This window comes from beta proteobacterium MWH-UniP1 (assembly GCA_036362785.1).
In the GTDB taxonomy this organism is placed as follows: Bacteria; Pseudomonadota; Gammaproteobacteria; order Burkholderiales; family Burkholderiaceae_A; genus Lacustribacter.
This window is the reverse complement of the sequence record CP143625.1, coordinates 151,905-164,433: the sequence shown is the minus strand read 5'-3', so window position 1 is coordinate 164,433 and position 12,529 is coordinate 151,905. Positions and strand designations below refer to the sequence as shown.

Annotated in this window: 9 protein-coding genes; 6 read left to right on the top strand and 3 right to left on the bottom strand. The window is 56.0% G+C overall.

What is annotated here, in order from left to right; genetic code table 11:
* Window positions 1–18 precede the first annotated feature (18 nt).
* Window positions 19–759: a bifunctional demethylmenaquinone methyltransferase/2-methoxy-6-polyprenyl-1,4-benzoquinol methylase UbiE gene (gene ubiE, locus AOB54_00855; GenBank protein ID WVN41967.1), complete on the bottom strand. Its 741-nt coding sequence runs from the start codon at window positions 757–759 to the stop codon at window positions 19–21.
* 65 nt (window positions 760–824) lie between these two features.
* Window positions 825–1,277: a DUF971 domain-containing protein gene (locus AOB54_00850; protein ID WVN42838.1), complete on the bottom strand. Its 453-nt coding sequence runs from the start codon at window positions 1,275–1,277 to the stop codon at window positions 825–827.
* 135 nt (window positions 1,278–1,412) lie between these two features.
* On the opposite strand from AOB54_00850, the gene phoB reads away from it, so the two are divergent.
* Both phoB and phoR read left to right on the top strand, forming a co-directional pair.
* Window positions 1,413–2,123 carry a phosphate regulon transcriptional regulator PhoB gene (gene phoB, locus AOB54_00845; GenBank protein WVN41966.1) on the top strand — a complete coding sequence of 237 codons (711 nt, stop codon included), beginning with the start codon at window positions 1,413–1,415 and terminating at the stop codon, window positions 2,121–2,123.
* A gap of 121 nt (window positions 2,124–2,244) precedes the next feature.
* Window positions 2,245–3,546 carry a phosphate regulon sensor histidine kinase PhoR gene (phoR, locus tag AOB54_00840; protein ID WVN41965.1) on the top strand — a complete coding sequence of 434 codons (1,302 nt, stop codon included), beginning with the start codon at window positions 2,245–2,247 and terminating at the stop codon, window positions 3,544–3,546.
* A 55-nt stretch (window positions 3,547–3,601) separates the two neighbouring features.
* On the opposite strand, the gene AOB54_00835 is transcribed toward phoR, so the two are convergent.
* On the bottom strand, window positions 3,602–7,636 hold the full coding sequence (locus AOB54_00835; GenBank protein ID WVN41964.1) for a DUF3683 domain-containing protein: 4,035 nt from the start codon (window positions 7,634–7,636) through the stop codon (window positions 3,602–3,604).
* A 113-nt stretch (window positions 7,637–7,749) separates the two neighbouring features.
* Here AOB54_00835 and ilvA point away from each other — a divergent pair, with 113 nt between their 5' ends.
* From ilvA to prfA, 4 genes are all read left to right on the top strand, one after another.
* Entirely contained in the window at window positions 7,750–9,264 is a 1,515-nt protein-coding gene (gene ilvA / locus AOB54_00830) for a threonine ammonia-lyase, biosynthetic (protein WVN41963.1), read from the top strand.
* 165 nt (window positions 9,265–9,429) lie between these two features.
* Complete coding sequence (locus tag AOB54_00825) at window positions 9,430–10,125, top strand: response regulator transcription factor (GenBank protein WVN41962.1); 696 nt, start codon at window positions 9,430–9,432, stop codon at window positions 10,123–10,125.
* Between the two features lie 31 nt (window positions 10,126–10,156).
* Complete coding sequence (gene hemA, locus AOB54_00820; GenBank protein WVN41961.1) at window positions 10,157–11,446, top strand: glutamyl-tRNA reductase; 1,290 nt, start codon at window positions 10,157–10,159, stop codon at window positions 11,444–11,446.
* Window positions 11,447–12,526 (top strand): peptide chain release factor 1, encoded by a 1,080-nt coding sequence (gene prfA, locus AOB54_00815; GenBank protein ID WVN41960.1) that lies wholly within the window; start codon window positions 11,447–11,449, stop codon window positions 12,524–12,526.
* Window positions 12,527–12,529 lie beyond the last annotated feature (3 nt).

Below are 12,529 nucleotides of genomic sequence, written 5' to 3'. Positions count from 1 at the left end.
TTCTTTAAACCACTTCAATTACAGCTTGATTGCCTGATGCAGTGCCACCACGCCTGCCGTCATTGTGCTGAAGCGCACAATGTCAAAGCCAGCATCACGCAGCATCTGGGCCAACTCTTCCGGCCCGGGGTGCATACGGATCGACTCTGCCAGATAGCGATAGCTCTCTTCATCGTTGGCGATCTTTTTACCCAGCCAGGGCAGCACCTTAAAGGAGTAGACATCGTAGAGCTTCTCCAGCGGAGGGGCTACCTTGGAAAATTCTAAGACCATTAATTTGCCGCCAGGTTTCAATACCCGATGCATTTGCTTGAGCGCAGCCAGCTTATCGGTCATGTTGCGCAGGCCAAAGGCCACGGTCACCAGGTCGAACTCGTTGTCGGGGAAGGGCAGATGCTCGGCATCGCAGACCACGGCCTCGGTCGGATAGCCCGCGTCAATTAATCGGTTTCGGCCACGCATCAACATCTGGCCATTGATGTCACTCATGACCACGCGGCCCTGGGGGCCAACTTTCTTGGCAAAAGCCAAGGCCAGATCGCCCGTGCCACTGGCCACGTCCAGCACCTGTTGGCCAGGCCGCACATTGGCCTGTGAAATGGTGGAGAGCTTCCAGAGCCGATGCAGGCCGCCTGACATGGCGTCGTTCATTAAGTCGTAGCGGGCTGCGACCGAGTCAAACACCCGGGCGACGCGCTTGGCTTTTTCGCCTGTCGGGACTTCCTGAAAACCAAAGTGGGTCGTGTCGTTTGTAGTCATAACCGAATTGTAACGGCGGCTTAAGACGCGATTTTTTTGGTTGCGCTTTAGAGACTGGCGGCGCGTTAGTGGCTACCGCAGCCGCCCGAGCCACAGCCTGGCTTGCCACAGCCACCCCCGCTGTCTTGCGCCATAGCGGCCAAATCGGGCTCGCGGCTTGCGCCTGCCTGGGTCAGGCGGGCCAGGTAGTCAGCCCAAAGAGCGTCTTGGTTCTTGCCAAGCCAGGCAATGTAATCCCAAGAAAAAATGCCAGATTCGTGGCCGTCACTAAACTTTGGCTTCACCGCGTAATGGCCGACCGGATCGAGCGACTCGATGATCACGTGCTTTTTGCCAACCTGGAGGGTCTCTTGGCCGGGGCCGTGGCCCATGACCTCGGCCGAAGGAGAATAGACCCGCATCAGCTCAAATGGGATACGGTACTGTTCGCCGCCTTCGTAGCCGACTTCCAGAACCTTGGATTTGACGTGGACCGTCAGGCTAGAAGGAACCGAGGAAACTGTTGGATCATTGGCCATATGCATGTCACCGAGTTGTCATATTGATGAAATAAAGTCCGGCCAACCGGACTTTTATACAGGGTTAGGATGGCAGAAATTCCATCCAAACACACTCCGGACTTTTGTGGATATTTAGGCGCCAGACCCACCCTTATGCAAAGCACGATTTTGGTTATTGAAGACGAACCCGCGATTGCCGAGCTACTGTCGGTCAATCTGGGGTTTGCGGGCCATCGGGTCTTGGTTGCTCAGGACGCCGAGATCGCGATCCACATGGTGGCCTCTGAGCTTCCGGATCTGATCCTGCTGGACTGGATGCTGCCGGGCATGTCGGGGGTAAAGCTGGCGAAAAAGCTTCGCAGTGAAGATCGGACCAAGGACATTCCGATCATCATGTTGACCGCCCGCACCGACGAGACCGACAAGGTGGAAGGCCTGGAAACAGGGGCTGATGACTACATCACCAAGCCCTTTTCGCCCAAAGAACTCATGGCCCGGATCAAGGCAGTACTGCGCCGCCGGGCACCCCAGCTGACCAATGACACCGTGGAAATTGGGGGGCTGCGGCTTGACCCGGCCACCCACCGGCTCTGGGCAAAACACCAGGGCGAAGACTTGGTGCTGGACCTGGGGCCCACCGAATTTCGTCTGTTGCACTTTTTTATGACCCACCCCGAGCGGGTCCACAGCCGGGCCCAGCTTCTGGATCAAGTCTGGGGCGACCATGTCTTTGTGGAAGAGCGCACGGTAGATGTCCACATTCGGCGGCTACGCAAGGCACTCGAAGCGACTGGCCATGACCAGTTAATTGAAACGGTCCGCGGCAGCGGTTATCGGATTAGTGCCAAGCCCGGTAGCCAGTAAGCGCGGGCAACGACACCCCCAACGCTGGGGTCGGCTTTCCCTGGCCCGGTTCGTTTGAAAAACTTGCTTCTCTACCGAAATTGGCCGCGCGAACGCATCTTGCGCGAGCGATAATTCCGCTATGACTGGATTCTGGGTTCGCATCGTGACGTATCTGGGCGGCATCGGCCTGATCGCCTGGATCTTTGGCCTGATTGGCGGCCCCCGCAATGGCTGGATTACCGCTGTGCTTTTGCTGGGCGGCTGGGTGGTCTATCAGCTCTATTACCTGCAAAAGACCATGGGCTGGCTGGAGAATTTCCGCCTGGACCAGGTCCCACACATGTCGGGCACATGGGAACTGTTAGCGGCCAAGATCTATCGACTTGCAAAATCCAGCGAGCATCAGCGGCAGCAACTCACCGAGGCCCTGAAAGATTTTCGTAGCGCCACCGAGGCGATGCCCGACGGCGTGGTCACACTGGATGAAGACAACCAGGTGATTTACGCCAATGAACAGGCCGAAGAGCAACTGGGCATTAGCAACGAAAAAGATTCGGGCCGCAATCTGATCAACATCGTCCGCCACCCCGAGTTTGTGGCGTATTTAAATGGCACCGAGTGGGACAAGTCCATCACGCTAAAGGGCCTGCGGAGTTCAAACCGAGCCCTGCAGATTCAGTTAATTCCGTACGGCACCCGGCAACGCTTATTGATGACACGGGATGTGACCCAACTGGATCGACTGGAGACCACGCGGCGTGACTTTGTGGCCAACGTGTCACATGAATTAAAGACACCCCTTACCGTGTTAAGTGGTTTTCTTGAAACTCTACGCGACCTGCCGCTTTCCGAAGAGCAACGTCAACAATATCTGGGGCTCATGCATGGCCAGGCCCGGCGCATGCAAAACATTGTGGAAGACCTGCTGATGCTCTCGAAGCTGGAATCAACCAGCGGGCCGTCGCAGGAAGATGAGATTGACATGAAGCTGGTGATTGGCCGATTGCTGGCTGACGCCAAAGGCATGAGCCGCGACCAACACCAGATTGAGGCCAGCCAAATCGTAGATATACGGCTTATGGGTGCCGAAGATGAGTTGGTTAGTGCGTTTTCAAACCTGGTGAGCAATGCTATTCGCTACACACCTGTTGGCGGCAAGATCACACTCGAATGGTCGATTAACCCCAAAGGCTGCGGCGTGTTTTCTGTTCGCGATACTGGGCCTGGCATTGAATCCCAGCACCTGCCCCGATTGACCGAACGTTTTTATCGTGTGGACCGTAGCCGGTCCCGAGAAACAGGTGGCACCGGCCTGGGCTTAGCGATTGTGAAGCACATCACCACCCGGCATCAGGCCCAGCTGGTGATTGATAGCGAGGTCGGGAAAGGCAGCTGCTTTTCGATTGTCTTTCCAGAGCGGCGGCTCAAAAAATCGGTTTAATCAAGCCGCCTCTAGCGCAGGCTAAGTTGAAGATGATGCATCAACGACCCTGCGCTTAAACCAAGACCCGCTCAATGCCACCGTTGTTCGCAGCATCAACATAGCTGGGTAGCCACTCTTCACCCAGCATGTGCTTCGCAAGCTCCACCACGATGTAGTCTGCATCGACCGACACATCTTCGGTGTAACGGACCAAGCCCTGAAGACACGATGGGCAAGAGGTCAGGATCTTCACCTGAGTGTCCGTGCCCGATTCATTGCGAAGTGCATCTGCGCCCTTGCGCATCTCTTCTTCTTTGCGGAAACGCACCTGAGTGGAGACATCTGGCCGAGTAACCGCCAGAGTGCCCGACTCACCGCAGCACCGATCATTTTTATCAACCTTGCCATTAAGGTCGCTGTTGATCAGTGTGTTCACCACTTTCAATGGCTGGTGCTGCTTCATGGGGCTGTGGCAGGGGTCGTGATACATGTAGCGTACACCTGTGACCGAATCCAACCGAATTCCTTTTTCCATCAGGTATTCGTGAATGTCCACAATCCGGCAGCCCGGAAAGATCTTTTCAAACTCATAGGTGGAGAGCTGGTCGTAGCAGGTGCCACAGGAGACCACCACCGTTTTGATGTCCAGATAGTTCAACGTGTTGGCCACACGGTGAAAGAGCACCCGGTTGTCCGTGATAATTTTCTCGGCCTTATCAAACTGGCCGGAACCGCGCTGGGGATAGCCGCAGCAGAGATAACCCGGTGGTAACACGGTCTGCACACCCACATGCCAGAGCATGGCCTGGGTGGCGAGACCCACTTGCGAAAACAACCGCTCTGAGCCACAGCCCGGGAAATAAAACACGGCCTCGGTTTCACTCGTTGTGACTTTTGGGTTGCGAATGATCGGCACGTAGTTCTGATCTTCAATATCCAAGAGTGCGCGTGCCGTCTTCTTGGGCAGATTGCCGGGCATTTTCTTGTTGATGAAGTGGATCACCTGTTCGCGCACCGGGGCCCGGCCAAGAGTTGCCGGCGGCTTGGCCGTCTGGGCCTTGGCGAATTTTTTTAGCACATTGTTGGCCGTGCGCTGGGCCTTGTAGCCCCACTCAATCATGACCTTGCGGGTGAGCTGAATGGTCTGCGGGTTGGTTGCATTCAAAAAGAACATGGATGCGACGGCGCCCGGATTGAATTTCTTTTTGCCCATCTTGCGCAAGAGATTGCGCATATTCATGGAGACATTGCCGAAATCAATATCGACAGGGCAGGGCGTGTAACACTTATGACAGACGGTGCAATGATCCGCCACATCGCCAAATTCATCCCAGTGCTTGATCGACACTCCGCGACGGGTCTGCTCTTCGTACAAGAAGGCCTCGATCAGAAGCGAGGTCGCCAGAATTTTGTTGCGCGGTGAATACAAAAGGTTCGCACGCGGCACATGGGTGGCGCAGACCGGCTTGCACTTACCGCAACGCAGACAGTTGGCAAATGAATCCGCAATCGATCCAATGTCCGACTGCTGCATGATCAGGCTCTCTGCACCCATCAGGCCAAAGGATGGCGTATAGGCGTTTTCCAGGTTGCCCCCGCGCAAGAGTTTGCCAGCGTTAAAGCGCTGCTCGGGATCGACCTTGGCCTTGTACTGCGCAAACGCATCGAGTTCGGCTTCGGTCAAGAATTCCATCTTGGTAATACCAATGCCGTGCTCACCAGAGATCACGCCATCAAGTGATTTGGCGATTTCCATGATGCGGGCCACTGCACGGTGGGCCTCTTGCAGCATGTCGTAATCATCAGAATTCACCGGGATGTTGGTATGCACATTGCCATCACCCGCATGCATGTGAAGGGCCACAAAAACGCGCGAGCGCAAAACTTCCTTGTGCGTGGTCTCTAGCTTTTCCATGAGCGGCACAAATGCATTGCCCACGAAAATGCCACGCAGGGGTTCACGCAATTCACGCTTCCACGACACCCGAATCAGGTGCTCTTGCACCAGCTCCACCAGCCGACAATCGGCTGCGCGTGACAGACGTTCTTGCAGCTGGGCCTCTGAGAAATCAATGCCATGGGCCAACAGCTGCGGGCGCAACGACTCCACTGAGTCATAGAGGTGCGACAAGATAAACGACCAACGGCCAGCGATTCGATCAAAGAGCTGCTGGGCATGGCCAATGCGACGGGCCAGATCTTCTTCCAGCGTTTCGCCGTTATTTAAGTCGGTCGCATGCAGGTGCGTGGCTGGCCAATTGCTCGCCAACAGATCACGAAACGCGGCAATGATTTTTAACTTATTGCCAATGGAGAGCTCGATATTGATGTGCTCAATCGCATTGGTGTACTCGCCCATGCGCTTTAATGGAATGACCACATCTTCATTGATTTTGAAGGCGTTGGTGTGACGTGCGATCGCGGCGGTGCGGGCCCGCTCTGACCAAAACGCCTTTCTTGCTTCTGGTGAAATGGCCACAAAGCCTTCGCCTGCATGGCGATTGGCAAATCGAATGACTTCCGAGGCCGCTTTGGCCACCGCCTGGTCGTCATCCCCCACAATGTCGCCAATCAGCACCATCTTGGGCAGGGTGCCACGCTTACTCTTGGTGGCGTAGCCCACTGCACGCAGATAACGCTCATCCAAGTGCTCCAGGCCTGCCAACAATGCGCCACCGGGCTTTTGGTCCAGGAAGTCTTTGATCTCCACAATCGACGGGACAGCATCTTGGGCATTGCCAAAGAATTCCAGGCAGACCGTGCGGATATGGTGGGGCATGCGATGCAAGACCCAACGGGCACTGGTGATCAAACCATCGCAACCTTCTTTTTGGATGCCGGGCAGGCCGCCTAAAACTTTGTCGGTTACGTCTTTGCCAAGGCCCAGCCGGCGAAAACGCCAGCCTTCCAGTTTGACGGTCTCTTGGCGAATGGCTTGGCCCTGCATGGCGCCAGCAGGGTTGGCCGAATTGCCGGGCAAAAACTGCTCTGGCGCATACCAAGAGAGTTGAAATGTTGCCCACTCCGCGTCGTGGATCTTGCCCATGTTGTGATCTAGGCGAGTGACTTCTAACCAGTTGCCCTGTGGGTCCACCATGCGCCACCAGGCCAAGTTATCAATGGCAGTGCCCCACAACACTGCTTTTTTACCGCCGGCATTCATGGCGATGTTGCCGCCAATACAAGAGGCATCTGCCGAAGTTGGGTCCACTGCGAAGACCACGCCAGAGGCATCTGCTGCATCCGACACGCGGCGAGTCACCACACCTGCGCCACTGAAGATGGTGGCCACAGGCTCTGTCATGCCCGGCAGAGCGATGCGTTCAACGCGACCGAGGGTCTCGAGTTTTTCAGTGTTGATCACCGCCGAGCGGGAGGTCAGCGGCACCGCGCCACCGGTGTAACCCGTGCCACCCCCGCGCGGGATGATGGTGAGGCCCGCCTCAATACAGCCGCTCACCAAGGCAGGAATTTCAGATTCAGTGTCTGGCGTTAAAACAACAAAGGGGTACTCCACACGCCAGTCCGTAGCATCCGTTACATGCGAGACACGGGATAGACCGTCAAACTTCACGTTGTCGCTGGCAGTCGCTTTGGCCAAAACACGGCGAACACGTTTGCGCAGTCTGCTGGTTTCATCGAACTCTGCATCAAATTTTTGAACAGCTGTTGTTGCCAGCTCTAATAAACGGCCGACCTTTTGATCGCGGCCTTGCTGCAGGCCGGCATCGAGTGCGCTGACAGCGGCTTCGACCTGATCAATCGATCGACGGCGATTCACTTCCGATAAACGGTGATGCAGGGCTTCGATCAGCTGACGGCGACGCTTGGGGTTGTCCAGCAAATCGTCTTGCAGATAGGGGTTGCGGCTCACCACCCAGATATCGCCCAGCACTTCATAGAGCATGCGGGCCGAGCGGCCGGTTTTACGCTCGCCACGGAGTTCCGAAATCAGCGCCCAGCCTTCGGCCCCCAGAACGCGCAAGACAATCTCACGATCAGAAAACGACGTGTAGTTGTATGGGATCTCGCGAAGCCGTGCGGGATTACGGGCCGGATCGGCACGATCGAGCTGGGCCAAGACAATCGGGTTTAACGGAGCGTTCATTGAGACCGGTCGGGTGGTTCGGAATCCGTTATTTTCCCTGTTTTGCCACCAAAACGCAGACTGGAATGCAGCGCTGGCATAGGGCTTTGGGGGATTTGGGTTATAAAACCAACATGGAATCTGATTATTTACGAAAAATCTTGACCGCCAGGGTCTATGACGTGGCCCAGGAGACTCCGCTGGAGCCCGCCCGCGGCCTGTCCCAGCGACTCGGCAACCGGGTGCTGCTCAAACGGGAAGACATGCAGCCGGTGTTTTCTTTCAAGCTGCGCGGGGCCTATAACAAGATGGCTCATCTCACCCAAGCCCAACTGGCCAGGGGCGTGATCGCCGCCTCTGCTGGGAACCATGCCCAGGGCGTGGCGCTATCGGCAAGCCGGATGGGCTGCCGGGCCGTGATCGTGATGCCGGTCACCACCCCAGCCGTGAAGATCAACGCCGTAAAGGCCCTGGGGGGAGAAGTGCTGCTCTTTGGGGATTCTTACTCCGACGCGTATCAGCACGCCTTGGATGTTCAACAGCGCGAGGGCTTAACCTTTGTGCATCCTTTTGACGATCCCGATGTGATTGCGGGCCAAGGCACCATTGCCATGGAACTCTTGCAGCAACATCAGGAGCCAATTGATGCCGTCTTCATTGCCATTGGCGGGGGCGGACTGATTGCCGGCATGGCCAGCTACATCAAGCAGGTCAAGCCTGAAATCAAGATCATTGGTGTGCAGATGACCGACTCCGATGCCATGGCCCAGTCCCTGAAAGCCGGGCACCGTGTGACACTTAAGGAGGTGGGTCTGTTTTCGGATGGCACTGCCGTCAAGCTCGTTGGCGAAGAGACCTTTCGTCTCTGCCAGAAATATGTCGATGACATTGTGCTGGTCGACACCGATGCTGTCTGCGCAGCCATTAAAGATGTCTTTGAAAACAGCCGAGCCATCTTGGAGCCCGCAGGCGCACTGGCCATTGCGGGTATGAAGGCCTGGGTCGAGCGTGAGCAGGTAAAAGACAAGACCTTGGTTGCAGTGGCCTGTGGTGCCAACATGAATTTTGACCGGCTGCGTTTTGTCAGCGAGCGTGCTGAAATCGGTGAGCAACGCGAAGCTGTATTTGCCGTGACCATTCCAGAAGAACGCGGAAGCTTTAAGCGCTTTTGCCAAACCATTGGCGATCGCAATGTCACAGAATTTAATTATCGAATCGCTGACGCCAAGGCCGCCCATATTTATGTCGGCATCCAGACCCGTGATCGGCAAGAGGCCCACGATGTTGCGAAAGCCTTTGAGTCGGGCGGCTTTAAAACTCTGGATTTGACCGACGATGAGCTGGGTAAGCTGCATCTGCGGCATATGGTGGGCGGCCGCTCTGCACTGGCAAAAAATGAGCGGCTTTTTCGGTTTGAGTTTCCAGAGCGGCCTGGCGCCTTGATGCGGTTTTTATCGTCGATGCATCCCGATTGGAATATTTCTCTTTTCCATTATCGGAACCACGGCGCTGACTACGGCCGAATTCTGGTGGGCATACAGGTGCCCGATCAGAATGAAGCGGCGCTACAAGACTTCTTAAAACAACTGGGCTACCCGCACTGGGAAGAAACCCAGCACCCCGGCTACCAAATGTTTCTGTCGGCGTAAATCAATCAGGCGGCTTATCCAGACCCCGGGAGAAGTCAGCCTGAAAGATTTTTTACGGTAAAAGTTTTTACAGCAAAACGCCCTGACAGATGTGGCGCAGCGCCCCGGACACTAGGCTAATGGCTAACTTCCACTGCCATTTAATCTGCCAAGTCTTTTCGCCTGATGCGTATCGCCATTGTTGAAGATGATCCAGTCCAGCGACAACGCATTGAAGAATTGTTTGTCAATGACGGGGCCAGCACAGAGCTTTTTTCTTCCGGGGGCCGGTTTTTGTCTCGTTCCTGCCGGTGTGACTTCGACTTTGCAATGATCGATATGCGGCTGCCGGACATGTCCGGGCTGCAGGTCTTGGCTAAGTTGAAATCACAAGAGCGGCTGTTGCTTCGGCACATCCCCACCATGATCGTGACCCAAGCACCAAACCCCACGGTGATGCAGGAGGCCTTCGACCATGGGGCTGATGATTTTTTGTTGATGCCCTTTCGCGGTGAAGAACTCCTGATTCGGGCCAAAACCATGGTCCGGCGGGCACAGCCCAGACTCTTCGATGACAAACCAATCTCGGTGGGCCCAATTCGCCTGAATCTGGCAACGCTCGAAGCCACGGTCCACCAGCAGGTGGTGCCCTTGTCCCAAAAGGAATTCCGGCTGGCCTGGCTACTGTTTCTAAAACGGGGCCAGACGGTAGACCGGGCCGAGATTTTGCGGCTGGTCTGGGGCCGACATGACTACCAAAGCTCCAGAACCCTGGATACCCACGTGGGCCGTCTTCGGCAAAAGCTCGGGCTTGATGACCAGACAGAGATTCGCCTGCATTCTGTCTACGGAGTGGGTTACCGGGTGGATGTTTTCTCGTAAAATCAGGGGATTCCATTAGAACCCCTAATTAATGCAGCTTATTACCCTTGGTTTAAACCACCAGTCCGCTCCCCTTTCTTTGCGGGAGAAGCTCGCCTTTCCGGGCGACGCACTGCGTGATGGGCTGCAAGAGTTGCGGTCTAGCCTGAAACGGGCGGCGCCGGAGCAGGCCCTGCTCTCGACCTGTAACCGGACCGAGATGTATCTGGCAGCAGAAAATTTCCAGGAAGCCAAAGGCCAGGCACTGGATTGGCTGGCCTGGAAATCGGGCACCAGCGAAGCGGATCTGACCCCCCATCTTTATCAACTGCCAGACGACCAAGCCGTGCGCCATGCCTTTCGTGTGGCCTGCGGGCTGGATTCCATGGTGCTGGGTGAGCCACAGATTCTTGGTCAGATGAAGCTCGCTGCCCGCGAGGCCCAAGAGGCTGGCTGTTTAGGCACCCATCTGCACCATCTTTTCCAGCAGGCCTTCTCGGTTGCAAAGGAAGTCCGCACCACGACTGAGATTGGTCTGCATTCGGTCTCGATGGCGGCCGCATCGGTGAAGCTGGCCCAGCGAATCTTTGGCGACCTGTCCCAGACCAATGTCTTATTTATTGGTGCCGGAGAAATGATCCAGTTGGTGGCCACCCACTTTGCTGCTCAGCACCCAAAAAAGATAGTCGTGGCCAACCGCACACTCGATCGTGGCCAGATCCTTGCCCATGAGTTTAATGGCGAAGCCATTGCCCTGGCAGAGCTGCCACTACGCATGCACGAGTTTGATGTGGTGGTGAGCTGCACCGCCAGCACCCTGCCCATTATTGGCCTGGGCATGATTGAGCGGGCAATTAAGCAACGCAAACACCGGCCAATGTTCCTGGTCGATCTGGCCGTGCCCCGCGACATTGAACGAGAAGTGGCCGATCTGGATGATGCCTTTCTTTACACGGTCGACGATCTGGGCGAGCTGATCAAAGAAGGCGTGCAGGCGCGGCAAGATGCTGTGGTGCAGGCCGAAGCGATTATTGATCACGGTGTGCAGTCCTTTATCCAGTGGAAAGAATCGCGGCAGCAAGTGCCCGTGATTCGTGCCCTTTCCCAGCATGCGGAAGAAATTCAAGCCAGCGAGTTGGCCTTGGCCAAAAAGCGTCTGGCCAAGGGCGATGATGTGGATGCCGTGTTGAAATCGCTCGCCCATGGTCTTTCCCAAAAATATCTGCATCGGGCCTATGCCCAACTTCACCAGATGGGGCATTTAGACCCTGCCGAGCGTGAACACAAAGCCGAACTGATTCGTGAGCTGTTCGGTCTTCAGAAAAACAATCGAGACCACTAGATGAAACCCAGCCTGCTGGTCAAACTCCAGCAGCTGGCCGAACGCCTGGAGGCGGTCGACCGTCTGCTGTCGGCGCCCGAGGTAGCCAACCGCATGGATGAATTCCGCAAGCTCTCCAAAGAGCGGGCGGACTTGGCCCCGGTGGTCGAGAGCTTTCACGCCTATGAGGGCCTGCAAGCCGATTACGCGGCAGCACAAGACTGGCTAAATGACCCAGAGCTAAAGGCCTTTGCACAAGACGAGATCACACGATTAAAGGCGGCCATCGAAGACAAGGTTGCCGAGCTTCAACGGCTCTTGCTGCCCAAAGACCCCAACGATGACCGCAATGTGATTTTAGAAATTCGTGCTGGCACGGGCGGTGATGAATCCGCTTTGTTCTCGGGCGATTTACTTCGGATGTATATGCGCTACGCCGAACGCAAACGCTGGCAGACCGAGATTTTGTCCGCAAGTGAATCGGACTTGGGTGGTTATCGCGAAGTGATTGTTCGTGTCGTGGGCCAGGGCGCCTATTCCAAATTAAAGTTTGAATCGGGGGGCCACCGTGTGCAGCGTGTGCCACAGACCGAGACCCAGGGCCGAATTCACACATCGGCCTGTACGGTTGCGGTTCTACCCGAGGCCGATGAATTAGAGGAGGTCGTCTTTACGCCCGATGAGCTCCGCATTGATGTGTTTCGAGCTTCCGGTGCAGGTGGTCAGCACGTGAACAAAACCGAATCCGCGGTGCGCATTACCCACCTGCCCACGGGCCTGGTCGCGGAATGCCAAGATGATCGCAGCCAGCACAAAAACAAAGAAAAAGCTATGAAGGTGTTGGCGGCACGTGTACGTGATCAGCAAGAACGCGCTGCGCAGGCCAAAGAGGCCAGCGCCCGCAAGCTGATGGTGGGTTCTGGCGATAGATCAGAACGCATTCGTACCTATAACTTCCCACAGGGCCGCGTGACCGATCACCGGATCAATCTCACGCTCTACAAGATTGATGCCCTGATGGACGGAGATCTTGATGAGCTCACCGGCGCATTGATTGCGGAGCACCAGGCCGAGATGCTCACTGCCATGGGCGAGCAATAAATC

What these genes read in the sequence shown, in the direction of transcription:
- ubiE (WVN41967.1), bottom strand. Translation starts at nt 759, where the DNA reads ATGACTACAAACGACACGACCCACTTTGGTTTTCAGGAAGTCCCGACA.
- AOB54_00850 (WVN42838.1), bottom strand. Translation starts at nt 1,277, where the DNA reads ATGGCCAATGATCCAACAGTTTCCTCGGTTCCTTCTAGCCTGACGGTC.
- phoB (WVN41966.1), top strand. Translation starts at nt 1,413, where the DNA reads ATGCAAAGCACGATTTTGGTTATTGAAGACGAACCCGCGATTGCCGAG.
- phoR (WVN41965.1), top strand. Translation starts at nt 2,245, where the DNA reads ATGACTGGATTCTGGGTTCGCATCGTGACGTATCTGGGCGGCATCGGC.
- AOB54_00835 (WVN41964.1), bottom strand. Translation starts at nt 7,636, where the DNA reads ATGAACGCTCCGTTAAACCCGATTGTCTTGGCCCAGCTCGATCGTGCC.
- ilvA (WVN41963.1), top strand. Translation starts at nt 7,750, where the DNA reads ATGGAATCTGATTATTTACGAAAAATCTTGACCGCCAGGGTCTATGAC.
- AOB54_00825 (WVN41962.1), top strand. Translation starts at nt 9,430, where the DNA reads ATGCGTATCGCCATTGTTGAAGATGATCCAGTCCAGCGACAACGCATT.
- hemA (WVN41961.1), top strand. Translation starts at nt 10,157, where the DNA reads ATGCAGCTTATTACCCTTGGTTTAAACCACCAGTCCGCTCCCCTTTCT.
- prfA (WVN41960.1), top strand. Translation starts at nt 11,447, where the DNA reads ATGAAACCCAGCCTGCTGGTCAAACTCCAGCAGCTGGCCGAACGCCTG.